We start from the raw sequence: 26,696 nt of genomic DNA, 5'->3' as shown, positions 1-26,696 counted from the left end.
TAAGTAAGAGGGGTATGTATGGAAAAGATTAAAACTGGCGTAGGACATGCCAATGGCAAAATCATTTTAATTGGTGAACACTCGGTTGTTTACCGGAAACCTGCCATCGCCTTTCCATTACCTTCCGCCTATATAGAAGCAGAAGTAACTGATTCTGCAAATGAGATTTCGATTGAGTGCGATTTTTACTCAGGACTCTTGACAGACATGCCGGAACTGCTTGACAGTTTAAAGAAAACGGTGGAAATCTGTCTTGACAGGCTGGATAAGAAAAACAGCCGCTTTAAACTAGTCATCAACAGCGCCGTTCCGGCAGAACGCGGCATGGGCTCCAGTGCTGCTGTCGCCGTTGCAACGGTGCGGGCAATTTACGATTACTTTCAAATACCTTTGACACAAAACGAGCTGCTGGACATTGTGGCTGTCTCGGAAAAAATTGCGCACGGCAACCCAAGCGGCCTTGATGCGCTGATGACAAGCAGCGATACGCCTTATTATTACATCAAAGGCAGTGTCTGTGAACCATTGGCAAGCAAATTGAATGCCGTTCTCATTGTTGGCGATACAGGAAAAACCGGGCGGACAAAAGAGGCAGTCCAAACCATTGCTGACATGCTGCATTCCGACAAATCACAACAAATCCAGATGTATATCGACCGGCTCGGCAGACTGACGGATGACGTCCGCCAGTGCCTGCATGCCGACATGCCGCAAACACTTGGTCAGAAGATGACAGAAGCACATTACTGTCTGCAGCAATTGGGGGCGTCCTCGCCAGAACTTGATAAACTGGTCATGACAGCACTGACCCATCAGGCCCTCGGTGCCAAGCTGACCGGCGGCGGCCGCGGCGGCTGTATGATTGCCCTCGCAGAAACAAAACAAGCAGCAGCCAACATAGCACGCGCATTACGGAATGCCGGTGCTGTGTCGACATGGCTGTATGAAATGGGTGAAACATTATGATAACTACCGGCATTTGTCGTGCCCACACGAACATCGCCTTAATCAAATATTGGGGAAAAAGGTCTGAGGCGCTGTTCCTTCCGATGAACAGCAGTTTGTCGTTAACACTTGACGCTTTTTATACAGATACGAAAGTATCCCTTGATGACCGGCTAACTGACGATGTGTTTTATTTAAACGGCCGCTTGCAAGGCGCAAAGGAAACAGCGAAAATCAGTCGTTTTCTCGATCTGTTCAGGCGAACTGCCGCAAGCAGCACACGCGCACGGATTGACAGTTACAATCATGTGCCGACTGCAGCCGGTCTTGCATCTTCTGCCTCTGCTTTTGCCGCGTTGGCGGGTGCAGCAAACGAGGCGTTTGGCTTACGTTTAGACAAACAGACACTCTCAACCTATGCTCGACGAGGCAGCGGGAGCGCCACACGCAGTCTTTACGGCGGGTTTGTGGAATGGCACAAAGGCCAAGACGAGCAAAGCGGATCGAGTTACGCGATACCGGTCGACGATGCTGATTGGGATATCGGCATGATTATTATTGCCGTCAATACTGGTAAAAAAGCAATTTCCAGCCGCGAAGGCATGAAACGGACGGTTGACACTTCTCCCTTCTACCCGGCTTGGGTAACAACAGCTGAAACCGATTTGCAGCAAATGAAACAAGCGATTGCCGAACGCGACTTTACACGACTCGGTGAAATCACGGAATCGAACGGCATGAAAATGCACGGCACGATGCTGGGAGCCGTCCCCCCGTTTTCCTATTGGGAACCTGATTCCATCCGTGCGATTCAAAAAATCACACAAATACGCTGTAACGGCACTCCTTGTTATGTTACAATGGATGCTGGTCCGAACGTCAAAGTTCTTTGCCGTTATTCGGACAGCGAACGAATCAAAGAAGAATTGCTGACAGAGTTTTCCTCTCAGCAGATTATCGTGTCACGACCCGGTCCGGGCATCAAAGTGCTTTCGGAAGCGGAGTGGCAGTATTAAAAGGAGAGATTTTGTTGATAAAGGCAAGTGCACCCGGCAAACTGTACATCGCCGGCGAATACGCAGTGCTCGAACCGGGTCATCCGGCGATTCTCGTCGCGTTGGACCAGTTTGTTACGGTGATTTTGGAAAAATCAGCACAAGGAACGATACGCTCGAGTTATTCCAACGGGATTGCGATTCCTTGGACAAGACGAAACGGACGCTTTTACATCGACGAGCGGGAAAATCCTTTTTCCTACATTGCTAAATCTATTACAATTACAGAACAGTACATCAAAGAGCTTGGACATACCCTCCAATTTTTCGACTTGGAAGTCCAAAGCGAGCTGGATAATAAAGACGGCCGGAAATATGGCTTGGGCTCAAGCGGCGCCGTCACTATCGCAACGATTAAAGCACTGCTGCGTTTTTACAATATTTCATACACATCAGAATTGCTTTATAAACTGGCAGCAGTGACTCATCTGTCGTTAAACAGCAACGGGTCATTTGGTGATTTAGCAGCCAGCTCCTACGAAGGCTGGCTGGCCTATTCCTGCTTTGAGCGGGAATGGGTGCTGGAGAAGATGCAGCAGCTGCCGCTGACCGAGCTCATCAGCCTGCCGTGGCCTCAGCTGATGATTGAACCGCTGACGGCACCTGAAGATTTGCGCCTGCTGATCGGCTGGACGGGAACACCCGCGTCGACAACATTTCTGGTTGACCAGATGAAAGATGAAAAAAGCGAGATGAACGGTTTTTACCGCCAGTTTCTTGCTGACAGCAAAGAAACCGTCAACCGGATGATTGACGCTTTTTACCAAAACGATGTGACCGCCATTCAAAAAAATATCCGGCGTTCGCGCGCGCTGTTGAATTCATTATCGGCCAAAAGCGGCATCGACATCGAAACAGAAGCGCTGACTACTCTTTGCACCCTTGCGGAAGAAGTCGGCGGAGCTGCCAAATCGTCCGGCGCCGGCGGAGGCGATTGCGGGATTGTCCTCTTCAATCAAAAAGACGAAATCCTGCCGATGATTGACCGCTGGAAACAAAACAATATCGTCAACTTGCCGCTGCAAGTTTATAAGCACCCGAATATTGTCACAAAAGCGATTCACTGGGAGAAATGATTTTATGACGTCAAAACCAAACCGAAAAGACCAGCATGTCCATCTCAGCGAAATGAATTATTCAGAAACAGCGCAGCAAGGGCTTGAAGAAATCCGCTTCGTGCATCATTCACTGCCGGAAATCGGACTGAAAGATGTCAGCCTGGCGACTGCCTTTGCCGGTCTGCAATTCGACTATCCGTTTTTCATCAATGCCATGACCGGCGGCAGTAAAAAAACTGCCGTCATCAACGGCAATCTGGCACTCATTGCCAAAGAAACCGGGCTGGCAATGGCAACCGGTTCGGTCAGCTCCGCACTGACCGACGCTGATGTAACAGATTCATTTCGCACGGTGCGGGAAAACAACCCCGAGGGCATTATCTTTGCCAATCTCGGCGCCCACCACACCCTTGACAACGCCAAACGAGCCGTCGACCTGCTAAAAGCTGACGGCCTTCAAATCCATCTCAACGCCGCTCAGGAACTGATTATGCCTGAGGGCGACCGGGATTTTTCCGCATGGCTGACAAACATCGAAGACATTGTCCAGCACATCGATGTCCCGGTCATCATCAAAGAAGTCGGATTCGGCATGTCCCAGAAAACCATTCAGCAATTAGTCGACTCCGGCGTCAAAACAATCGATATCAGCGGCCGGGGCGGCACCAACTTTGCCGTGATTGAAAATCAGCGCAGACCTGCTGAGGAGTACAGCTATCTTTATGACTTTGGCCAGAGTACAGCCGAATCGCTGCTGGAGTCCCAGCTTTATCAAGGCGCTGTCGAGATCATTGCATCCGGCGGCATCAAAACACCGGTTGAGATAGTCAAAGCGCTGGCTCTCGGGGCAAAAGCTGCAGGTATTTCAGGCGAAATACTGCACCTCCAGCTGACACAAGGTAATGACCGGACCATCGCTGCAATCGAACGCTGGAAAACCGAACTGGCCACACTCATGACGCTGTTAGGAAAAAAAAGCGTGCCTGACTTGGCAACGACTGATTTGGTCATCTCCCCTAATCTGGCACATTGGTGCGAAGCGCGGGGTATCCACTGGAAAAAACTGGCAAACAGATAAGTCAAAGGCAGCTTGCCGCAACGAGTATAAGCTCACTGCGGCAAGCTGCCTTTTTATTAGAGATTATTTCAATTGATTTTTCAACAAGTCTCGAACCCGCTGCATCTCCTCATCAGAGATGGCCTGATAGGACACGCCGTCTTGCATGAAGCCTTCGCCTTGCAAGTTTTCCTGTTCAATCGTAGTTAAGGCACTGCGGTAGTTCGTTGAAATTTTAACCAGTTCATCCCAGCTTAAATCTGTTTTCATGTTGTTTTCCAGAGAAGCCAGAATATCCTGATAAGTCGTCAGTGTAGACAGGCTCATTGCCTGCTTCAAAATACCTGAAACGACTTGACGCTGCCTTTTCTGGCGGCCATAATCGCCCTCTGCATCCTGGTAACGCATGCGGGAAAATGCCAGCGCCTGTTCCCCATTCAATGAAATCGTGCCTTCGTTGAAGGTGAAACCGTCCTGCTCAAAAGCAAAACCGTTGACTACTTGAATGCCGCCAACTGCGTCCACCAGTTCTTTGAGGCCTTTCATGTTGATTGCCACGTAATGATCGATAGGCACATCCAGCAGATTTTCCACACTATCCATTGCCATGGATACGCCCCCGAAAGCATAGGCATGGTTTATCTTATCGGTTGTACCGTGCCCGATGATTTCCGTATACGTGTCGCGGGCTATACTGACAAGTGTCGTCTGTTTTGTCGACGGATTGACAGTTGCCACCATGATCGTATCCGAGCGCCCCTGTTCATCTCTGCCCAAATCGCCGGTATCCAAGCCAAGCAGCAGGACAGAGAACGGCTTACCCGCTTTGATATTGTCTTTATTGCCTTTACCGGCCGGATATTGGCGCTCAGTCGCCGGCTCGGTCACTTGGTTGACTGTACCTTTGGCGTCAAAATACATTTTACCAAGGAAGACACCTGCTCCGATAATAAATACCAACAAAATGCCCAAGAGCGTTAAGAAAACTTTTTTTAATGGGGATTTTCTTTTTTTTCGTCTATTTTTTCTTGTCTCCATAAGTCATCTCCTAATAATAATCTATTTCATTATACCATAACGCCCGATTAAAAAACTTGTCTTTACTAATTTTTAATAATCCAGCATCTCTATCCAAACGTCAAAATATTGCTCCAAAAAGAAGGTGTCCTGCCTGATTTGGTCTTGCGTCACTGATGTGCCGGGCGGGATAACCACCCACTTGTCTTCCACATCATCTCTGCGGTGTATCACAGCCACTTGTTTACCTGTAAAGGTGCCGTGCAGCGGGACAGAACAATTTAAAATATAAACGTCCTGCGGCTCGCCGTCACCAGCCAGCACATTAGGGACATAGCCGTAATTGACCGGATAGATGTTGTGATAAGCATCCTCATAACCTAAAGGCCGGTCGATGATTACTGTGATAGTCATTATCGCAGCTCCCTTTTCTAGTTTGTCAGAGCGTCCGCCAGCCGCGTCATTGCCAGTTCGATGTTTTCCGGCTTGGTTGCCAGATTGATGCGGATGAACTGTCCGAAATTGCTGCTGAACCAGCTGCCGTAGTCGATAGCGATTTGTGCACGTTCCTGCATCATCTCCGTCATTTTTTCTTCAGTCACATAACTGCTCAAATCGAGCCATGCCAAGTAAGTGCCTTGTTTGTCGCTGACGACCGCTTTTGGCAGCAGACGGGCAGCCTCCCGGCGAATAATCTGATAGTTGTGTTCGATGACCTGCTGCAGACTGTCAAACCATTCCTCGCCGTAGCGGTAGCATGCTTCTGTCGCAATCATTCCCATGGTACTCTGCGCGTTGTTCGCTACTTTTTCCAGATGGGCGTCAAAACGTCGACGCTTCTCCTCATCAGGGATGATAACATGAGAATGCAGCAGTCCTGCCAGATTAAACGACTTTGAGGCAGAGGTCAAGACGAACAGCATTTCTTGATATTTTTCATCAAGTCTTAACGCACTGACAAACTCCTGCCCTTCACGAATAAAGTCCTGATGGATTTCATCGGAAATAATCAGCACACCATGCTTTTGGCAGATATCGAATAAAGTTGTCAGCTCCGCTCGCGTCCAAACACGGCCAACGGGATTATGCGGAGAACAGTGCAGCAAAATTTTTATGTTATGCGCAATGATTTTCTGTTCAATATCGGCAAAGTCCATGGTGAAGGCGCCGCCGTCATTTCTGAGTTCCGAATGTATCAGCACACGATTGTTTTTTTCAACTGCGGAAAAGAACGGATAATAAACCGGCGGAAGCACCAGAACTGCATCGCCTTCCTGTGAAAATGCTTGAATAATGAAATTGAATGAATTGACGACACCTGTCGTAAACCGTACCCACTCCTCTTTCAGCTCAATACCGTGGCGTTTTTGCTGCCAATTAATGAAGGCATCGAAATATGTGTCGGACGGTTTTGAATAGCCGAAGACACCATGCTCGACCCGCTCCATCAGCGCTTCTCTGGCTTTTTCTGGGATTTGAAAATCCATGTCTGCCACCCATAGCGGCAAAAGATTTCCCTGCCCGAATTTTTCTTCCAGACCATCCCACTTTTCTGAATCTGTTTGTTTTCTGTCAACGTAATAAGTATCGCAAAATGTTTTCACATCGTTCATTGTATCATCTCCTAGCCCAGCCGCATTGACTGGATAATTAATTGCGGTCGGACCGCAATCGCGATTGCATTATAATTAAATTACCACGCAGAAAAATTTTTTTCAATCCTTCTTTTATCTGCCGAGCCTTTTCTTCTCTATATAAATTCTTGAAACCGATTGCGATTAGGGTTATAATAAAGTAAAATTAGGTAAGCCTAAAACACAGGGAAGTGAATGCATCATGATGAACAATTTATTATCATTGACAAATCAGCAAGAAGGCATCATACTGGACATCATTCATCCCGACGAAGAGATGAAGCGCCGTCTTTTCGACTTAGGATTCTATCAGGGTTCCAAAATAAAAAAAACACTCGTCAGCCCCAAAGGCGACCCGATTGCGTATAAAATCAGAGGGACGACGATTGCCCTGCGCAACAGCGACGCACAGTATGTCTTGTTAAAGGAGGTATCATCTTAAATGGCTGAATCTGTTTACCCTTATGACATCAAGAAAAAATCACTTAATGACTGTGTGATTTCTCTTGCGGGCAATCCGAATGTCGGTAAAAGTTCAGTCTTTAACGAACTTACCGGCATGCGTCAGCACACAGGCAACTGGCCGGGAAAAACAGTTGACCTGGCACAAGGTTATACGAGCCACAACGGCAGAAATTTTGTGCTCGTGGACTTGCCGGGGACTTATTCCCTGATGGCGCACTCAGCTGAAGAAGAAGTCGCCAGAGATTTCATCACCTCAAACGATTCGGAAGCAACGATTGTCGTCTGTGATGCCACCAGTCTTGAAAGAAATTTAAACCTCGTACTTCAGATTATGACGTTCACCGACCGCGTGATTGTCTGTGTCAATCTGTTAGACGAGGCAAAAAAGAAAAAAATCGCCATTGATTTGCCGAAATTACAATCTTTGCTGGGAGTCCCGGTCATCGGTACTTCAGCTGTGAAGAAACAAGGGCTCGACGACTTGATGAGCCAAGTCGAAAAGGTCGTTGACGGGACAGTTACGGCTAATCCGTATATGATGTCAGCATTGCGCCAACTGGCCGAACAGCCCGATGAGCTGGTACCGGCGATTCTTGACAGAGCCAGCGTCATTGCAAAAGAAGTCGTCACCTATCAAAATAAAAACTATGATCAATTCGACCGAAAACTCGATACTCTCTTAACGCAAAAAACCACCGGCATCCCGATTATGATTTTACTGCTGATGCTGACATTCTGGTTCACCATTGAAGGGGCCAACACTCCCTCTGATATGCTCGCCAGTCTATTCAATGCAATCGGCAATCAATTATACGCCTTTGCCGAATCCATAGGCATGCCGGTTTTCTTGAAAGAACTGCTGCTGGACGGCGTCTATAAAGTCGTGACGACCGTCATTTCGGTCATGCTGCCGCCAATGGCTATTTTCTTTCCAATCTTCACTCTTTTGGAAGATTTCGGATATTTGCCGCGTGTCGCTTTCAACCTTGATAAATTTTTCCAAAAAGCCGGCGCCTGCGGCAAGCAGGCACTGACAATGTGCATGGGATTCGGTTGTAATGCTGCCGGTGTCGTCGGTACACGCATCATTGATTCACCGCGTGAACGTCTGATTGCCACTATTACAAACAATTTCGTTCCCTGCAACGGCCGGTTTCCGATTTTGATTGCGGTCATCACGATGTTTTTTGCTGGAAGTGCCGTCTCAGTCATCGGCTCAGTGACTTCAGCTGTCGTCTTGACCGGTGTCATTCTGCTCGGTGTCCTCTCCACGTTTTGGGTATCTCAATTACTGTCCAAGACTGTGTTGAAAGGTATCCCGTCATCCTTTACACTGGAATTGCCGCCTTACAGGAAACCGCAAATCGGGAAAGTCATTGTCCGCTCCGTATTCGACAGAACGCTGTTTGTGCTATGGCGCGCAGTGGTCGTTTCGATTCCGGCCGGTGTCATCATCTGGATCATGGCAAATATCCAGTACCACGACCAGACACTCTTGCAGACCATGACACAAGTCGTTGATCCCTTTGCCAAACTAATGGGACTTGACGGGACTATTTTGCTGGCTTTTATATTGGGACTGCCTGCCAATGAAATTGTCATCCCTATCATGATTATGGGATACATGGCGACCAGCACGATTACGGACTATCATTCGCTGAGCGAATTTAAACGGCTGCTGATTGACAACGGCTGGACGTGGCTGACAGCATTAAACGTGCTGCTGTTTACTTTGTATCACTGGCCGTGTTCAACAACACTGATGACTATTTATAAAGAAACAAAAAGTGCGAAATGGACCTTCATGTCCTTCATCGTACCCACACTCATGGGTATCGGTATCACCATGCTCACCACATTAATCGCCCATGTGTTTCATCTCGTATAACAAAAAAAGCAGCTCCTCTCACCTTTCGTGAAAAAAGCTGCTTTTACTTTTGGTTATAAATCAGCGATAGTAACACCTGCTGAAAAGACTGATTCCCAATCTTTTGTAAAATCTGATACTGCTTTAGACACTGACGGCATCGCAAATGCCTGGTCGAAAATATCTGTGCCGAGTGTTGCGGCCTGCGCGCCACACTCCAAAGCTGCGTTTACTTGTCCGACATTTTTGAAACTGGCTGCCAGCACTTTCGTTGAACTCCCGGTCCGCCGGATTTCATTGACCATTTCCCGGATTGCATCTGTCGGGTCGATATTCAAGTTTTCCATGCGGTTAAAATATGGTGCGATATAGTCCGCACCGGCAGCGATTGCCAAATACGCCTGAAATTTTGTATAAATTGCCGTAGCTGTGACATTTCTGCCTTTTGCTTTCAATGATTTAATCACTTTTAAGCCTGCCTCGGTCACCGGTACTTTGATGTAGACTCGCTCATCGATGTGATTGACGATGGCATCAGCATCCGCCATCATACCGTCGTAATCATCTGCAACCACTTGCACGTGAAGTGACCGCTCTGCACCAATAACCTCGCGAATCTCCCGCATATGTTTAAAAAAGTCGATGCTGCCTTCTTTCTTAATAATTGACGGATTCGACGTCACTCCTGACACCGGCAGTGTATCCACATATCTTTTAATGGCTGGAATATTGGCCGTATCCAACATAAATTCCATGAACTCCATCTCCCTTGATTATTTTCCTTCTTTTAGCCGAAGCTTCCTTGCAACTGTCGGCTCTTTTAAAACTTTCTTTCGTAACTATCTTAACAACAATCAGGAAAAATCTCAACAACTTATTGTTCTATTTATTTTTTGCACATTTGTGCTCTGCTGAAAAAATACCTCGTTAAAATCCGTTTTTCAACATCACTTTGACGTGCTGTTACAGTATTATCAAAATTCCTTTGCTTTCGTACGAAAGTTTTTGTATTTACGTTTGATTTGTTTTGTGATAAGATGAAGATACTAACAGGAGGGAAATTTAATGTCTGAAAAAGCGTGCATTTTTAATATTCAAAAATTCAGCATTCACGATGGCCCTGGTATCCGTTCCGTAGTTTTCTTCAAAGGATGTCCGCTGCGGTGCTACTGGTGTGCCAATCCGGAATCCCAATCCGGCGAGCCGGAGCTAATGTGGGACAACCAGCAGAAAAAAAAGATTACCGTTGGCGAATATAAAACAGTGGATGACATCGTTGAAGAAGTGATGAAAGACGAACCGTTTTATGAAGAGTCCGGCGGCGGTGTCACCTTGTCCGGCGGCGAAGTGCTTTATCAAGCTGATTTCGCAATCGACCTGCTCAAAGCTTTAAGAGAAAAAAACATTCACACTGCTTGTGAAACAACCGGATATGCGAACCCGAACGTGTTCAAACGATTTATGGAACAAGTCGATTTGATTTATTACGATGTCAAACATTATGATTCAAAAAAACATCTCGAAGGAATTGGTGTCCCTAATACAGTGATTCTTGACAATCTTCAAACGGCGATTGCCAACCACCCGGCAGTCATCGTCAGAATTCCCGTCATCCCCTCTTATAATGACAGTCTGGAAGACGCCCGGCAATTTGCGGAACTGTTTAAAAAAATCGGCGTTCAGCAAGTCGAGCTGCTGCCGTTTCATCAATTCGGCGAAAAGAAATATGACTACCTTGACCGTGAATACTGCATGCATGACATCCCCCAGATGCATTCCGAAGATCTGGTCGATTTCAGCGACATCCTGACAGCCGCAGGTATTCAATGTGTGATTCGATAATTCAGTTAACTATAAAAATCCAAAGCGTGCTGATACCTCATCATTCCGCTTTGGATTTTTTTCTGTGTATTTTCAAAAGTTTTGCGATAGCCAATGTATTATAGCTTATTTCTTGACTGTAAAAAAATTGACATGATTAACCATAACCGTACCGAGGTAGCTGCATGATAAAATTCACTGCTATTGTTTTGAAATCTTCTGTAATTTTTCTTGCCTATCTCAGCACGTTTTTTTCTACCAAAACGTGTCCATAAATTTATTCTAACTTAATTTGACAAATGAAGATATAAATTATTTTAATCTTTGGATTGCCTTTTTTTCATGTAAGCAAAAGAAATGGAGGCAATTATCGGTGCTAAAGCGATAAGTATTGTTAAAATCATGAAAATCCCACCTTTTCAAATTAGTAAATTCCGTGACACACAGCGCTTTTAACACCCCCCTCTCATTGACGGTATAAACGTTCTCTCCCATCCAATGATCACTTTCAGAAGTGTTTCCAATAGGATGACTTGTTACGACACAACGCCAATTTTTCCCCATACTGCTGAAGCGGCGAGTACAGTTCCAGTTTCACTAGTAAATGGCATACAAATGACGCAGCTAGAATTAAAATGACCTTTAATTTTTCCTAAGCTAATTATATGATGAACTGAGTAGTTAGAACCATTTTTAAGACGATGTGTCGGCTAATTTTATGGTAAAAGACAATCATGTTTTGGAATTAGAAAGTGTTATTAGATATATTTATTTAATAAGAAAGCATAGATTAAAAGCTTTATACACATCTAAAATTTAGTAAAAAAAAATACGGTCAACTCAATATAAACAAAAAGGAATATATACTCTTAACTAAAAGATTAGTCATAAATCAAAATCATGACTTCAAAATTGTGTCCACTATCTGTTACCAATTTTTGGTTCAACACCGTAGCTGAAAAGGGGCTCGCATTTTTGACAGGAGTAAAAAAAGAAGCTGGGAGTATGCTCCCAGCTTCTTTTTTGATTATGCTTAATTTTTCAAATCCGTAACTTCCTGATAGACATTTTTAAAGTAAACTTTACGTGCAACAAGATAGTAAACAACTTGAATGAGCAAGAATGTTCCCAGCACGTAAACAGCTGTCAGTTCCATTCCTCTATCAAACACCGCATACATGGCTTTCAACGCCACTGCACCGTGAACCATCGCAACAATTATCGGGGTAAAGAACAGCAGTCCGACTTGCTGGTAGATGACTTTTTGCATTTCCTTGCGGCTCATACCGATTTTATAGACCATCTTGAATTTCTTCACGTCAACATCACGGTCGCTGTATAAGCGGAAGTACAGGAAACTGCCGGCTGAGATGAAGAAGACAATCCCGATGAACAGACCGACAAACAAGACCGGTTTATAGCCTTCGACTGTTTGCTGCATCATGTAACTATTACCGGCGACTTCATATTCGGTCAGCAATGCTTCGCTTGCGCGCATCAAATCATCAGTTGCCACATCTGCTTGCGGCTGCCAGATAGCAAGCTCCCGTACTGATCCGCCTGCTGCCAGACGGTCAAAAACGGCATCGGAAACCACAACTGGGTTATTCCCCAGCGACATAAAGTTAAATCCCAGTTTTATTTCAGATAATGGTAATGCAGTTCCGTCAGTCAATTGGATAGTCGTCGGCGACGCAGCTTTCTCTGTACCAGGCAGCGGCTCTTTTAGAAAGATGCCTTGATCAGACGTGTCCGCTTTTTCCAAACCGATAAAATCAGCTAATTGATTATATTGATTTTGCGGAATCACTGAAAAGTCCGTACCGTCAGCCGCTGAATAAGTGACAATCGAAATTGGAAAATGTTCAAAAGCGACATTGTTTTCATTCAGAATTTTTTCAATACCGGCTTTTTGCGAAGTGATATCGGTCTGGCCTTCTGCACCAGATGAATAATAAAATTCAATCGGATTTTCCATATAAGTGCCCAAAATCATTTCGCGAAAACCTGTCAGCGACCCAATCGCGGCAAAAGCCACTGTTGAGATGACTGCCACAAGGAAAAAGGAACGGGCATTGTCTTTCATACGATAGGCTAAATCTGAAAATACCAGCATGTTCGTTTTTTTCCAAAAACGGCGTTCATTGCTTTTCAGAAGATTAACCATCCAGACTGTCAGCTGGTTGAAGAGTAAATTAGTACCGATAATGACAACGACAATAACTGGTACCATCGCCACTATCACTTCAAGACCTTTTGCGTAGAGTGCAGCTGCATAGCCAGCACCAATCAATAGTACCGCCAGCAGTGTCTTGATTTTCGAATTTTTCAATTCGCCTTTCCCCATGGCGTCGCTTTTCAGCAGCTCCTGCACATTCATCTTAGGGATTTTAAACTGAATAAAGACTGAAATCAGTAAAAACAGGATAATGAATGACACGAGCGTGATAGCCATTGCCATGACAGGAAAGTAGAAGTCGAATGAAATATTCATCGTGACTTTGCTCAACCACAAAATAATTTGCGAGAAACCGACACCTACAACAATTCCGGCAACAGTCGACAACAGGCCGACAATCAGATTTTCCTGAAAAATCATCTTGCGCAGTTGTTTCGGTGACATCCCTTGAATCAGCAGCAAGCCGAATTCGCGTTTGCGCGACTGCAGAAAAATATCCATTGAGTACAAGACAAAGAAAAAGGAAAAGACATACACAATGCCTGCCGCAGCATTCATGCCGCTTTGCACACTGGACTGCAAGTTTCCGGCAATGCTCGGATGAAAAGCAAACACGTTAAATGTGAAAAAAGTCATCACAGTGAACATCGTGCTTAGAAAGTATGCCAAGTATAAATGTTTGTTGCGAAAGGTGTTGCGGAATACAAACTGATTAAAATTCATCGTTCGCACCTACAATCTCTCTGAGTGAATACATGATTTTATCATAAAATTCCCGCCGTGATTCCGTCCGGTGAATTTCGTGGACCAATTCGCCGTCTTTGATAAACACAATCCGCTGACAGTAACTGGCAGCAAACGGGTCATGTGTCACCATCAATACAGTCGAACGGTTTTCGGTATTCAGCTGTTCCAATAGTTCCATAGTGTCCTTGGAGGACTTGCTGTCGAGATTTCCCGTCGGCTCATCAGCCAGCACCAGTCGCGGCTGGTGAATCATCGCACGGGCAACGGCAACTCGCTGTGCCTGTCCGCCGGAAATATTGCCGATACGTTTTTTCAGCAGCGACTCGATGCCCAGTGTAGCCGCCACCTCATGCAAGGCGCGCTTCATGACAGCTACTTTCTCCCCGTCAAGCGTCAGCGGCAAAACGATATTTTCTTCCACGGTCAGTGTCGGCATCAAATTAAAATCCTGAAAAATAAAGCCGAGTTCCCTTCTTCTGAATTTCGCCAGTTTTTCCTGATTGAAAGCCGCTGGGTTGACACCGTCTATTTCAATACTGCCTGTTGTCGGCGTATCGATTGTCGCAATTAAATTTAGCAGTGTGGACTTGCCGCTCCCGGAAGGTCCCATGATTCCGATAAACTCGCCGTCATCCACAGTCAAGTCGATTCCTTTTAATGCTTCGTACTGCACGCCATTACCATAAACTTTTCGTACATTTTCTATTTTTAACATCTTTATGTCCTTCTTTCGATTTTGTGAATTCAGTTTACCTTATCCATACTGTTAATGCCATCAAAAGAGCTAACAACCAACTAACGTTTTTGTAAGGTGGCTCCGCCGCTCTCTCAATTCAGTCACAAGGTGGCGAAAAAAAAGACAGAAATACGCAAAGAGAGCCATTGTCCCGAAAGATATTTTGCGTTATAGTAAAAGACAGTTCACCCAAAGGATGTGGAGAGTTTTGACTTTAAAATGGTCAGTATTTGTTGAATTAACAGAAATTTATACCTTTATCGGCAATGTCTTTCTAGGTTTAATCGGCATTGCCTATTCTGTCTATGTCAATCAGTCGTTTCATTTGTTACATACGCTTGTGTATATGTTAGCAATCTTCTGCTTTCACGTATTTGCCAATGCGTTTAATAACCTGAAAGACTACCACAATGCTTCAGACGCGCACAACTATAAGGAAACATCCAATACAATCGGACGCTACCAGCTCCCTTTGAGACTGGTTGAGATGACTTGTCTGATAGCCATTGTGCTGTTTTTAATGTGCGGCGCCTACTTTTTCTTCCAGCACCACTGGCTTCTCATGGCGGTAGGCGTCATCGGCTTTGGCGTTGGTGTCCTTTATTCATCCGGACCAGCACCGCTGAACTCCCTCCCGGTTTCAGAAATCATTGCCGCGGGTGCGATGGGGTATTTGGTACCGCTGGGGGCTTTTTTGGCAAATCAGACTGTCGCCGGCATAGATTTTTCTGTCTTGGTCAATCTGCTACTCATCTGTGTCGTGCCTGTGATGACAATGTTCAACTGCCTGCTGGCCAATAATACGTGTGATTTGGAAGAAGACATCGTCAACGGTAGAAAAACACTGGTCTACTATCTGGACAAGCCGCTGGCAGTACGTTTCTTTCAATTAGTATGCGTGCTGATGTTTGTGGTTCCCTTTTTCCTGTTGCTTACTCACAGAATCGCCGGTCTGCCGGCTCTGCTGATAGCGTATGCGCCAATTGCTTGGCGGGGGCTTCAACCTTATTACCAGAATCAACTAAAAAGGCAGACATTCCCGCTTGTGATTCATCATATGGAAAGAACGCTGCATCTCTATGCGCTTTTGTATGCCTGCGACGTCCTGCTGAAACTCGTTATGTAACCATTGGAACAAAGAAAAACAGCCTCCGGACCATTTGTTTCCGGAGGCTGTTGACTTATTCTTTATTCTTCTATCGGCGGCGCATTGTCCTGAGAGGCGCTCGGCAATTCTTCAATTAAGACTTTACGGGGCTTGCTGCCCTCGGAAGGTCCGACAATGCCGTTAGCTTCCAAGTCGTCTACCAGTCGTGCCGCCCGATTGTAACCGATACGAAAACGTCTTTGCAGCAGTGACACACTGGCAGTCTGCATCTCTACTACCAGCTCCAGCGCATCCTGATAATACTCGTCCTGAGAGGAATCAGCCGCCCCTGCGCCGACTTCTTCCGTCGGCATCATATGTTCCTGATAATCAGCTTCCTGCTGTGCTTTGACGAATTCCACCACCTGTTCCACTTCCTGATCTGAAATGAATGCGCCTTGGACACGAATCGGTTTGTTTTCGCCCATCGGCAGAAACAACATGTCGCCGCGTCCCAGCAGTTTTTCTGCCCCATTGCTGTCAATGATGGTACGGGAGTCTGTTCCGCTGGATACGGCAAAGGCAATCCGCGAAGGAACATTGGCTTTGATGATACCAGTAATGACATCGACACTTGGTCTTTGTGTCGCCAAAATCATATGGATACCGGCAGCCCGTGCCATTTGAGCCAGTCGGATGATGGCATCTTCGACTTCATTGCTCGCCACCATCATCAAGTCCGCCAGCTCATCGACAATCACGACGATAAATGGCATCGTCGGGTCATTTTTCCCGGATGTTAAATTATTTTGAACAATCATCTCATTGTACCCGGTAATATTTCGCACGCCGAAGCCGGCAAACTTTTCATAGCGCAGTTCCATTTCTTCCACAACTTTTTGCAGTGCCTGGGCCGCTTTACGCGGATTCGTGACGACCGGTGTCAAAAGATGCGGGATGCCGTTGTAAACATTCAGTTCGACCATTTTCGGGTCAATCATCATCAATTTTACTTCGTGCGGCTTGGCACGCATCAGCAGGCTGCAAATGATGCCGTTGATACATACCGACTTCCCGCTTCCAGTTGAGCCGGCAATCAGCAAGTGCGGCATTTTCGCCAAATCTGCTGAAATAACGGCACCTGAAATACTGCGTCCGAGCGGTACTTCCAGCAAACGGTCCGGATGCTCTTCCTGGGATTCAATGATGTCCCTGAAAGACACTGTGCTCGTGCTGCTGTTGGGCACTTCAATCCCGATTAGCGATTTACCCGGAATCGGCGCCTCCATACGGATGTCCTTGGCCGCCAGCGCCAACGCCAAATCATCTGAGAGATTGACGATTTTGCTGACTTTCACGCCGACAGCCGGCTGCACTTCAAATTTTGTGACTGAAGGCCCCAGACTTGCACGGACAACCTTTGCATCCACACCAAAACTTTCAAATGTCCGCTCAAGGATACCGACCTTTTTTTCAACCAGCGAATATTCCTTGCTCTGGTCAGACGGCGGAATGTCATTCAACAGTGTCGACGGCGGCAGAACGTAATCCCGGTTTTCCGCCTCTTCTTGAATGGCAAACGAGAGATTGTTGTCATCATCTGTGTTGTCGGCAAGCGGTTCTTTGGGCGATTGCGTGCGGGACTGGTAGCTGTCGATTTCCAGTGTCAACTGTTCCGGTCCGTCCTGTCCGGGATTGGCTGATGCCGCCTCCGATTTCGCCAGTTGTTCGCCCTCGGTCAATGGGCGGACATTGTTTTTAGCGGAGGTTTTGGTCTTCTGGTCCGCCAGTTTCTGTTGTTTTTCGGCTTGTTCCGCTTGCCGTTGTTTCTTTTTTTCCGCGCGCTTTTCATTCGATGAACGAATCAGCGACACAAGTGACTGTATGATTTTTTTTAACCGGTCAAGTACTTGTGAAATCCCGATATTGAACATCAGCATGATACCCGCAGCCATTGCCAGAAAAGCTATCAAGTAAGAACCGAGCCGTGCAACCAGATAATGCGTCGCACTGTAGAGCACTGCACCGGTCATTCCTCCGCCGACTGACTGGCTGACCGCGTTGTTGGCAATGTCGGCAAACAGTTTTTGCCATGTAATCGACACGATGTTCAGTTGTTTACCCGCCATGCCGTTGAACAAACGGATGTGTAAAAACAGCAGCAGGCCAAGAAAGAAAACCACTCCGCCGATCCAGATTGAGGCACGCTTGAATTTAGGGTCTTTACCCATAAATAAAATCAAAACACCATATAAACCTAATATAACTGCGGCAATCTGATACAAGTCGCCGGCGATAAAGCGAAAGACATTCGCCATCAAAACTCCGAGAAAGCCCAGTTTTAACGCACCGAAAATCGCAAACAAGATAAAACTCAGTCCGATGATGAGATAAGTTGTCTTTTCCTGCTGTTTTTTCTTTTGGGCACGTGTTTTTTTCTTTGCCATATACCTAAATCCCTCTTTTCATCACAAACATTATACACTAAAATGAAAAAAAATTCTTTGAAAAAAATAGCCGCTTGATTCATAAGCCCATCAGCCTAGAAAGCGGCGAATGATGCCTTCTTTCTTTGACGTATACGGCGGATACATCAACGGCAGGCGGATGCCGGTCCCGCGCGTCAAGATGGACTGCTTGTGCGTGAATGTCTCGAAGCTGTCTTTGCCGTGATAGCGTCCCATGCCTGAGCTGCCGACACCGCCAAATCCCAAATGATTGTTGCTTAAATGGAGGACGGTGTCATTGACAGTCGCACCGCCGAATTGCACGGCGCGCAGCAAATGCTGCTGTTCATTTTTTTGTTCTGAGAACGGGTAAAATGCCAGCGGCGCTTCGCCGTCGTTGATGATGTCGATTGCCTGCTGCAACTCGTCGTAGCCTAAAACCGGCAGTATCGGACCAAAGATTTCCTCTCTCATACTGGCTAGTTCAGTTGTTATGTGTGCCGAAAGAATGGTCGGTGATACATAGCTGTCGGCCGCATCCGCAGTCCCTCCGAAAACCAGAAATTCCCGGTCAGCCTCAATAAGAGCCGTCAGCCGCTCTAGTGCTGAACGGTTCACGATTCTGCCGAAAAACGGTGATGATTGCACCGCTTCGCCGTACATGCGGCGGACTGCCTCCTGCAGTTGGCTGAGCAGTTCTTTTTGGACCTCTTGATCGACCAGACAATAGTCCGGGGCAACACACGTCTGCCCGGCATTGACACATTTCCCCCAAGCAATCCGCTCGGCAGCTGTCCGAATATCGGCATGTTTTGTAACGACTGCCGGACTTTTCCCGCCCAGCTCCAACGTCACAGGCGTCAAGTGCTGACTGGCGGCCGACAGCACAATCTTCCCGACCCGTGTACTGCCGGTAAAAAAGATTTTATCGAAACGCTCAGCTAAGACAAACGTATTCATGTCAATGCTGCCGGTGTAAAACGCCAAATAATTTTCCGGAAAACAATCCGAAATCATCGCTGTCAGCGTTTCACTGACATGCGGCGTCTGCTCGGACAACGCAACAAGCGCAGTGTTGCCTCCTGCCAGCGCCCCGATCAGCGGGTCAAGCGACAGCAGCAGCGGATAGTTGAACGCGCTGAGAATCAGTGTATTGCCGTAAGGGACATTAACGGTATAACTTTTAGCAGGGAATAAAAAAAGCGGTGTGTTGACGCGCTGTCTGCCGTCCCATTTCGGCAGATATTTCAGCATGTCATCAATGTGATGGTACAATAAACCAAGCTCTGTCATGTAGCTTTCAAGGGGGTGTTTGCCTAAATCCTTTGCCAGTGCATCAAACAGCTGCTGCTCATAGGCTTTCAGTACCTGTTTCAGCCGTCTCAACTGAGAAAGTCTGAACGTTAGCGGACGTGTTTCACCTGTTTTAAAATAAGCCCGCTGGCTGTCGATGACTTGCTTCAGCTGTTCTTTCGTTTGAATCAATCGCCTTCCCCCGCTTTCATTCTGATAATGTTCTTATTATAGCATATCCTTCATACGGCTTTCCTAATCGCTTGGATAAATGTGCCGAATCCCTGCCTGACTGACAGAAAAGCGCCAACTGCAAAATAAAACTTTTATTGATTTTTGAAATATCGTATAATAAAAGGAAAAAGGCTGGTATAAAATAGACATGTTGACCCACAAAAAAATAGCTTTATTATCAGATATTCACGGAAATATGACTGCCCTAAAAGCAGTTATCAATGACTCGCGGACTGAGGATGTTACTGATTATTGGGTTTTAGGCGACGTCATCATGCAAGGTTACGGTGCATCTGACGTGTTTGACAAATTATATTCACTGAACCCTGCTGTTTGGGTGAGGGGAAATTGGGATGACCTTTTATTAAGTGTCATGAAAAAAGAAGACATTGATATCAATGACCCTACCGATGTTTATATTGCTAAATTGGGCATGACCTTACTGGCAGACCTGACAGATAAAAACATACAAGACTTGAAAAACCTGCCATTAAACCAGATAAAAAATGTCAACGGACTTAATATCAGCATCGGCCATCACCTCCCAAATAAAAATTACGGCAGAGAGCTGGCGACTGTCGGGCAGCAGGAAGCGTTTGACAAGTTGTTTCAATCAGAAGAAATAGATGTCGCAATCTACGGACATATTCACCATCAGTTAATGCGTTACAGTTCTTCCGACCAATTGATCATCAATCCTGGTTCTGTCGGCTACCCTTTTTCTTCAAGAAGTAAGTTAAGACGTGAAGGCCGGGCGCAGTATGCTGTTTTAGAGATTGATACTGAGGGAATGATACAGGTGCATTTCAAACAAATCAAATACGATGTGCAAGATGAACTCAACTACTCTAAAAACAGTCAGCTGCCTTATCAGGCGCTATATGAGGAACAGCTTATCCACGGCATATCAAGAACCCACGACAAAACGTTTTTAGAAAAAGTAAACGATGCCTACCACTATACGGAAGAGGTAAAAAAATACTTAAACAAACACTAATTTATTTATTGAAGAATTTGGCTTCTCGTCTGTTTGCAAAGTCCTGATACTTTTCTGGATTGACTCACATCATGCCCCAAAAAAATTTATGCCCCGGGAAATCTTTTCAGATCCCGGGGCATTTTTCTATACAGTCTGCTCGGCTTTTGCTCACGAAGGCGACCCGTTCCTTCTACCGGTAGTCCTTCAGGCGATAGCCCACACCAATTTCCGTAATCAAGTACTCGGGGCTTAATGTGTCCGTCTCGATTTTTTTGCGGATATTGGACATGTTCACCCGGAGTATTTGCGAATCATCGCCGTAAGGTCCCCAAACTTCTGTCATCAGTGTCCGGTAAGTAACCACTTTTCCTAAATGTTGGAACATGATTGCCATGATGCGGTATTCATTCTTGGTTAAGTGAATCTCGACACCGTCTTTGTATAGCTGCTGTTTGTCAAAATCAAGTGTCAGCGCCTTGTTGGTGATGACCGATGAAGCCATTTCAACAGATGAATGGTGACGGAGCGCTGTCCGGATTCTGGCCAGCAGCTCATTCGTGCCAAAAGGTTTGGTGACATAATCATCCGCACCTAAATCCAGTGCTTTGACTTTCTCGCTTTCACTGTTGCGTGCAGAAATCACAATTAGCGGGGTTGTCATGCGTTTGCGGATGATGGACAACAAGTCCATTCCGTCAATATCCGGGAGTCCCAAGTCAAGCAGAATCACATCGACTGATATTTTTTGAAAAGCGGTCAGAGCCTCCATCCCTGTGGCGGCGGTGACTGTCTGATACCTTGCTTTTCTCAATACGACCTCCATGAAGTCAGCGATATTCGGGTCATCTTCAATCAGCAATACTGTCTTATTCATAGCGAACCCCCCTTTCTGATTTACACTAAATAAATCCGCACGACTGTCTTGCCGTCAGCCGCCTTTATCTCAAGTTTGCCGCCGTGGGCCTGGACGATTGTCTTGACGATGCTCAAGCCAATCCCAAGGCCGCTTTTCGAATCGACGGACACTTCCGCTTCGCCAGTCAGATTCCTTTGAATCGTGTGGTACTGCTTCATGGGAATCTCTCCCTCATTAGCAACTTCAAAAACAGTGAACTGATTTTCCTGAAACACAGTCAGATGAACGACACGATCGGCAGTCCCATGACGAAAGGCATTCTCGATTAAATTGAAAACAGCCTGTTCCATCAAAATCGGGTCAGCCTGTATAAACACCATCTCCTCGGGCAAGGAAATAACCAGCTCTTGTTCAGGATAAACTTTTTTTGTATGCTTGTAAACAGCTTCGATAATCTCTTCCACCGGCTCGTCTGTTTTATTGACTGCCATTTTGTCGATATTAATGCGCGTGATGGACAGTAAATTCTCCACCATGCGTATCAGCCACTGGGATTCGTCTTGAATGTCGGTCAAAAGCCGCTGTTTTGTTGATTCTTTGAGTTCTGTGTTGGTTGCCAGCGTTTCTGCAATACCTGATATCGCAGTCAGCGGCGTCCTGAGGTCATGGGAGACAGCTCTCAAAAGATTGCTGCGAACCTTTTCGCGCTCATTTTCCAGCTCGATTTTTTCTTTTTCCGTTTTTAAGTCCGTCTGTTCCAGAATAGCCGCAATCTGAGTCAGCACCAGCTTCAAATAATTCAGCTGGCTGTTTTCCAGAGGCGCCCCCTGACTCCGTCTGATACCCAACACGCCCAGCGCCTTGCCGTTTGACACAATCGGCAAGTAAAAACCCTTGGCGCCGATCAGCGTATCTGTGCCGCTTCCGGCCTCTTTCTGGTTTTTAGCAGCCCAGAATGCAACAGCTGCTTCATCCGGTTCGTTCAATTCAGAAGCAGTGCCCTCCGGATAATTCAAACTTTTCAGCTGTCCGCTCTGGTCATAGAGAATCACTTCCCGCTCAAGCAGCCGCGCCAGATAAGTCGTTGTGATGTCAAAAATCTGCTGGCGGGTGTCTGCTAAGAGGAACTGCTTGTTCAGTTCGTAAAGAATTTCCATCTGCTGTTCTTTTTCCATGGAACTCAGCGCCTGCTTTCTCAGCCTCACCACTAAGTTGCTGATCATCAGCGCAACAATGCACATGATGATGAGAGTGATGGGATAGCCTTTTTTATAAACTGTCAAAGAATATAACGGCTCGACAAAAAACCAGTTAAATGCCAAGATGCTCAAGATGGACGAAAGCGCGCTCCAGACATAGCCGGAAGTCAGCCGGGCGACAAGCATCACGAAAAAAATATAGACCAGCATCACATTTTGGTCGCCCACATGGAGGTACTGCATCACTTCAGTCACCAGTGTGGCAGCGAAAACGCCGCCCAGCGAAACAGCCAAATCTTTGGCGCCGCCTTCGAAAATTGTCTTTGAAAAAGAAAGGAGGGAACTCTTTTCTTCTTTATACGGAATCAGGTGAATCTCCGTTTCAGGGAGACGTTTCAACAGACGGTCTTCCAATTCTTCCGAAAATAATCTCTCATACCAGCGCCTGCGGAGATTTTTACCCATGATGATATCCGTCACGCCGACCATTTTGGCATATTCGACGATTGTTTCGAGGCTGTTGTCTTCTTCAATACTGACCACTTCCGCTCCTAGTTTTTCAGCCAGCGGCACAGTTGTCGGCGCCGTCTCCTGCGTCCGGATTTGAATCACGATCCATTCGGCCCCCAGCCCCTGGGCCAGCCGTGCCGTCCAGCGGATGCACTTTTCTGCCATTTTAGGAAAGCTGTCACTGATGATCGTCATCAATTTATTTTGGATGCCAGTCGTTTTCCCGCTGAGGCGGTTGATGTGGTCCGACGCCCGCTGAATAGCCAGACCTCTCAGCTGCTCCAGCTTCTTGGGAATGAAAAAATGCTGCAGCGCCCGCTTGGCATTTTCGTTCGTATAGATTTTACCTTGTTCCAGTCTGTCAATCAGCTCATCCGGCTCAATATCGATGACTTTGAGCGTCGCATGCTGAAAAAACGTGTCAGGCACGGTTTCTTTGACCTCAACACCCGTGACTTCCTCCACAATGTCATTCAAGCTTTCGATGTGCTGGACATTAACAGTCGTAAACACATCAATACCGGCATTCAGCAGTTCATCAATATCCTGATATCTTTTCCGGTTGCGCGAGCCTTCCGGATTAGTGTGGGCCAGCTCGTCAATCAGGACAATGTCCGGCGACCGGCGCATGATGTCATCCACATCCGGCTCGTACAGCACGATATTCTTATACGGAATTTGTTTCAAAGGAATTTGCGGCAAGCCTTCAACCAGCTGATTGGTCTCGGGCCGGTCGTGAGGTTCGATGTAGCCGATAACAACATCCTTGCCGGCATTCTTCAATTCATGTGCTTCCATCAGCATGGCATACGTTTTGCCGACTCCTGCGGCAAATCCGAAAAACACTCTCAACTTGCCTTTTTTGGCGTCTCCTAATTTATAATCCGAAACTGGTTCGCTCACCATACATATTCCCCCAAACGTTGCCCTTAAAGCTGGTCAAGAGCCAGATTCAGCTCCAGCACATTCACAAATGTCCTGTTTGAAAACCAGTCTTGCTGTTTATTTTTTTCTATTATATCACGAATTGCCTGTTCGCTGACCTGACGTACGGCGGCAATCCGCTTCACTTGAAATTCGGCAGCTTCCGCACTGATATGAGGATCAAGTCCGCTCCCTGAAGCTGTCACCAAATCATTGGGAACTGCCGTTTCTTCAGGATTTTTCTGCAGCTCTGCCTGCGTGCGCTCAACGACCAGCTGATGCTGCTGGCCGGAGAATAGCGACAGCTGGCTGACATTGCCGCTTCTGCCGGAAAAATATTCCGGACGGTCGAATGGCTGGCCGATTAACGCAGAACCTGCGACTTGACCGTCTTGGATGATTAAACTGCCATTTGCCTGTGCCGGAAAAAGCAGCTGGCCGATGCCTGTCGCCACGGCAGTGTAAAGACCGCCGAATACGAGCAGGCTCACAGCCAAAAAGCGCAAGTGACTAACTATCATGTTTCTCATTTCCACTCTCTTCCCTCTATAAGATGATTGCCGAAAGCAGCAGGTCAATCAATTTTATGAAGATAAACGGCGCAACAATCCCGCCAACCCCATAAACCAGCAAATTATGACGCAAAATCTGACTCGCCGGTTTTTCCTGATAGGCGACACCTTTTAAAGCCAACGGAATCAATGCTACGATGATTACAGCATTATAAATCACCGCGGACAAAATCGCCGTCAGCGGGCTGCCCAAGCCCATGATGTTCAGCTGTCCCAGTTCAGGGTAGATGCCAAAAAACAAGACCGGGATGACAGCAAAGTATTTGGCGATGTCATTGGCAATACTGAACGTAGTCAGTGCGCCCCGGGTCATCAGGAGCTGTTTGCCAATTTGCACGACTTGCAGCAGTTTGGTGGGACTCGAATCCAAATCAATCATATTGCCGGCCTCTTTAGCTGCTTGTGTGCCGGTGTTCATCGCCATCGCCACGTCCGCCTGCGCCAGTGCCGGTGCGTCGTTCGTTCCGTCGCCAGTCATCGCCACCAAATGGCCTTTTTCCTGATACTCTTTAATCAGGTTCATTTTATTTTCCGGTGTGGCTTCCGCGAGAAAATCATCTACGCCGGCCTCGGCTGCAATCGCAGCGGCAGTCAAAGGATTGTCGCCGGTAATCATGATAGTTTTAATGCCCATTTTGCGCATATCGGAAAATTTTTCCTGAACACCGTTTTTCACAATATCTTTTAAATAAACAACTCCCATCACCTGATTATTTTTGACCACGACCAGTGGAGTACCGCCGGAGCGGGCGATGTCAGCCACGATATTTTCGCACTGCTGCGGGTAGTTGCCGCCATTTTCTGTCACAAATTTTTTCATCGTGTCAGCCGCCCCCTTGCGGATGACGTCCCCCCGGTAATCAATACCGCTCATCCGTGTCTGCGCACTAAAATCGACAAATTTGACTTCAGATTGTCGAAACTGGCGTTCCCGCAAGTTGAATTTTTCTTTTGCCAAAATAACGATGCTTCTGCCCTCGGCTGTTTCATCTGCCAGAGAAGCCAGCTGTGCCGCATCTGCCAGCTGCTTTTCCGTCACGCCGTCGACCGGCAGAAAATCACTGGCCCGCCGGTTGCCCAGCGTGATGGTGCCGGTTTTATCCAGCAGCAGCACGTCCACATCCCCTGCCGCTTCAATTGCCCTGCCGCTCATGGCAATCACATTTTCCTTGGTTAGTCTGCTCATGCCGGCAATCCCGATTGCTGAAATCAGTGCCCCGATCGTCGTTGGTGCCAGACAAATCAGCAGCGCAATAACGATGACGGCGGATAACGGTTCCCCCTGTCCTGCCAGCACACTGCTGAAATCAGTGAACGGAATCAATGTAATAGTGACCGTCAAAAAAATAATCGTCAGTGTGATAAGAAAAATCTGCAGCCCGATTTCATTTGGTGTTTTTTTCCGCTGTGTACCTTCAACCATCGCAATCATTTTATCCAAAAATGACTTGCCGTTTTCAGAAGTCACGCGGATAACAAGATAATCGGAAACGACAGTCGTGCCGCCGGTGACTGCACTCCGGTCGCCGCCGGATTCCCGGATGACAGGGGCCGATTCGCCGGTAATCGCACTCTCATCAACTGATGCCGCACCTTCAATGACGTCGCCGTCTGCCGGAATTTGCACACCGGAAGGCACATAAACCATGTCCCCTTTTTTTAAGTCAGACGACGCTACTTCAACAAACTTTTTCTTTGCGACATCTTCCGGCGCACTGATTTTATAAGCGGTGACATCCTTCTTTGCCTGCTTGAGGCTGTCAGCCTGTGCCTTGCCGCGCCCTTCGGCAACAGCTTCGGCAAAATTGGCAAACAGCAAGGTCAGCCACAAAAAAACTGTGACAGCTATGGTGAACCAGAGCGGCACACCGGAATGAACGAAACAGAGGACCGTCGACATTATGGCACCGACATATACGACAAACATGACAGGGTTTTTCATTTGCTGGCGCGGGTCAAGTTTTTTGACCGCTTGTGCCGCTGCCCACGTATAAATTTTTTTCATTTGATTTCA

21 protein-coding genes are annotated in these 26,696 nt (G+C 46.7%); 9 read left to right on the top strand and 12 right to left on the bottom strand.

Annotation, left to right across the window (positions count from 1 at the left end):
* The first annotated feature begins 18 nt into the window (after positions 1 to 18).
* From mvk to fni, 4 genes are read left to right on the top strand one after another with little or no spacing between them, the layout of a single operon-like run.
* A complete protein-coding gene (gene mvk, locus CBF27_RS04505) occupies positions 19 to 966 on the top strand; it encodes a mevalonate kinase (protein WP_126812801.1) in 948 nt (315 codons plus the stop codon).
* Positions 963 to 1,961 carry a diphosphomevalonate decarboxylase gene (gene mvaD, locus CBF27_RS04500; protein WP_126812799.1) on the top strand — a complete coding sequence of 333 codons (999 nt, stop codon included), beginning with the start codon at positions 963 to 965 and terminating at the stop codon, positions 1,959 to 1,961. The genes mvk and mvaD overlap by 4 nt, the downstream gene beginning before the upstream one ends.
* Positions 1,962 to 1,975: 14 nt before the next feature.
* Positions 1,976 to 3,076: a phosphomevalonate kinase gene (locus tag CBF27_RS04495; RefSeq protein ID WP_126812797.1), complete on the top strand. Its 1,101-nt coding sequence runs from the start codon at positions 1,976 to 1,978 to the stop codon at positions 3,074 to 3,076.
* A gap of 4 nt (positions 3,077 to 3,080) precedes the next feature.
* A complete protein-coding gene (fni, locus tag CBF27_RS04490) occupies positions 3,081 to 4,136 on the top strand; it encodes a type 2 isopentenyl-diphosphate Delta-isomerase (protein WP_126812794.1) in 1,056 nt (351 codons plus the stop codon).
* Positions 4,137 to 4,199: 63 nt separating this feature from the next.
* Here the strand turns inward: fni and CBF27_RS04485 are convergent, their stop codons facing one another.
* The 3 genes from CBF27_RS04485 to CBF27_RS04475 form a co-directional block, all read right to left on the bottom strand.
* Positions 4,200 to 5,153, bottom strand: a complete 954-nt coding sequence (locus tag CBF27_RS04485) for an LCP family glycopolymer transferase (RefSeq protein ID WP_126812792.1) — start codon at positions 5,151 to 5,153, stop codon at positions 4,200 to 4,202.
* Between the two features lie 72 nt (positions 5,154 to 5,225).
* Positions 5,226 to 5,546 carry an inorganic diphosphatase gene (locus CBF27_RS04480; protein WP_126812790.1) on the bottom strand — a complete coding sequence of 107 codons (321 nt, stop codon included), beginning with the start codon at positions 5,544 to 5,546 and terminating at the stop codon, positions 5,226 to 5,228.
* A 17-nt stretch (positions 5,547 to 5,563) separates the two neighbouring features.
* A complete protein-coding gene (locus CBF27_RS04475; RefSeq protein ID WP_126812788.1) occupies positions 5,564 to 6,745 on the bottom strand; it encodes a MalY/PatB family protein in 1,182 nt (393 codons plus the stop codon).
* Between the two features lie 223 nt (positions 6,746 to 6,968).
* Here CBF27_RS04475 and CBF27_RS04470 point away from each other — a divergent pair, with 223 nt between their 5' ends.
* Together CBF27_RS04470 and feoB are read left to right on the top strand one after the other, a co-directional pair.
* Positions 6,969 to 7,208: a FeoA family protein gene (locus CBF27_RS04470; RefSeq protein ID WP_126812786.1), complete on the top strand. Its 240-nt coding sequence runs from the start codon at positions 6,969 to 6,971 to the stop codon at positions 7,206 to 7,208.
* On the top strand, positions 7,209 to 9,119 hold the full coding sequence (feoB, locus tag CBF27_RS04465) for a ferrous iron transporter B (RefSeq protein ID WP_126812784.1): 1,911 nt from the start codon (positions 7,209 to 7,211) through the stop codon (positions 9,117 to 9,119).
* 53 nt (positions 9,120 to 9,172) lie between these two features.
* On the opposite strand, the gene CBF27_RS04460 is transcribed toward feoB, so the two are convergent.
* Positions 9,173 to 9,853 (bottom strand): fructose-6-phosphate aldolase, encoded by a 681-nt coding sequence (locus tag CBF27_RS04460; RefSeq protein ID WP_126812782.1) that lies wholly within the window; start codon positions 9,851 to 9,853, stop codon positions 9,173 to 9,175.
* Between the two features lie 310 nt (positions 9,854 to 10,163).
* On the opposite strand from CBF27_RS04460, the gene CBF27_RS04455 reads away from it, so the two are divergent.
* Positions 10,164 to 10,940 carry a glycyl-radical enzyme activating protein gene (locus CBF27_RS04455; protein ID WP_126812780.1) on the top strand — a complete coding sequence of 259 codons (777 nt, stop codon included), beginning with the start codon at positions 10,164 to 10,166 and terminating at the stop codon, positions 10,938 to 10,940.
* Between the two features lie 1,012 nt (positions 10,941 to 11,952).
* On the opposite strand, the gene CBF27_RS04450 is transcribed toward CBF27_RS04455, so the two are convergent.
* Positions 11,953 to 13,821: an ABC transporter permease gene (locus CBF27_RS04450; protein ID WP_126812778.1), complete on the bottom strand. Its 1,869-nt coding sequence runs from the start codon at positions 13,819 to 13,821 to the stop codon at positions 11,953 to 11,955.
* Positions 13,811 to 14,560: an ABC transporter ATP-binding protein gene (locus CBF27_RS04445; protein WP_126812776.1), complete on the bottom strand. Its 750-nt coding sequence runs from the start codon at positions 14,558 to 14,560 to the stop codon at positions 13,811 to 13,813. The genes CBF27_RS04450 and CBF27_RS04445 overlap by 11 nt, the downstream gene beginning before the upstream one ends.
* Before the next feature lie 229 nt (positions 14,561 to 14,789).
* On the opposite strand from CBF27_RS04445, the gene CBF27_RS04440 reads away from it, so the two are divergent.
* Complete coding sequence (locus tag CBF27_RS04440; RefSeq protein ID WP_170175002.1) at positions 14,790 to 15,707, top strand: prenyltransferase; 918 nt, start codon at positions 14,790 to 14,792, stop codon at positions 15,705 to 15,707.
* Positions 15,708 to 15,769: 62 nt separating this feature from the next.
* Here the strand turns inward: CBF27_RS04440 and CBF27_RS04435 are convergent, their stop codons facing one another.
* Both CBF27_RS04435 and CBF27_RS04430 read right to left on the bottom strand, forming a co-directional pair.
* Positions 15,770 to 18,115: a DNA translocase FtsK gene (locus tag CBF27_RS04435; RefSeq protein ID WP_126812772.1), complete on the bottom strand. Its 2,346-nt coding sequence runs from the start codon at positions 18,113 to 18,115 to the stop codon at positions 15,770 to 15,772.
* Positions 18,116 to 18,205: 90 nt separating this feature from the next.
* Positions 18,206 to 19,600: an aldehyde dehydrogenase family protein gene (locus CBF27_RS04430; RefSeq protein WP_126812770.1), complete on the bottom strand. Its 1,395-nt coding sequence runs from the start codon at positions 19,598 to 19,600 to the stop codon at positions 18,206 to 18,208.
* Between the two features lie 190 nt (positions 19,601 to 19,790).
* Here CBF27_RS04430 and CBF27_RS04425 point away from each other — a divergent pair, with 190 nt between their 5' ends.
* Positions 19,791 to 20,639 (top strand): metallophosphoesterase family protein, encoded by an 849-nt coding sequence (locus CBF27_RS04425; protein ID WP_126812768.1) that lies wholly within the window; start codon positions 19,791 to 19,793, stop codon positions 20,637 to 20,639.
* Between the two features lie 172 nt (positions 20,640 to 20,811).
* Here the strand turns inward: CBF27_RS04425 and CBF27_RS04420 are convergent, their stop codons facing one another.
* The 4 genes from CBF27_RS04420 to kdpB are packed head-to-tail and all read right to left on the bottom strand — an operon-like array spanning position 20,812 to position 26,687.
* A complete protein-coding gene (locus CBF27_RS04420) occupies positions 20,812 to 21,495 on the bottom strand; it encodes a response regulator transcription factor (RefSeq protein WP_126812766.1) in 684 nt (227 codons plus the stop codon).
* A gap of 20 nt (positions 21,496 to 21,515) precedes the next feature.
* Positions 21,516 to 24,092, bottom strand: coding sequence for a sensor histidine kinase (locus CBF27_RS04415; RefSeq protein ID WP_126812764.1), 2,577 nt, complete (start codon positions 24,090 to 24,092; stop codon positions 21,516 to 21,518).
* A 23-nt stretch (positions 24,093 to 24,115) separates the two neighbouring features.
* On the bottom strand, positions 24,116 to 24,640 hold the full coding sequence (locus CBF27_RS04410; protein ID WP_126812762.1) for a potassium-transporting ATPase subunit C: 525 nt from the start codon (positions 24,638 to 24,640) through the stop codon (positions 24,116 to 24,118).
* Positions 24,641 to 24,656: 16 nt separating this feature from the next.
* Positions 24,657 to 26,687, bottom strand: a complete 2,031-nt coding sequence (kdpB, locus tag CBF27_RS04405) for a potassium-transporting ATPase subunit KdpB (protein WP_126812760.1) — start codon at positions 26,685 to 26,687, stop codon at positions 24,657 to 24,659.
* Positions 26,688 to 26,696 lie beyond the last annotated feature (9 nt).

It is taken from the genome of Vagococcus acidifermentans (genome assembly GCF_003987655.1).
Lineage (GTDB): Bacteria > Bacillota > Bacilli > Lactobacillales > Vagococcaceae > Vagococcus_B > Vagococcus_B acidifermentans.
This window is presented reverse-complemented; position numbering and strand designations above follow the sequence as displayed.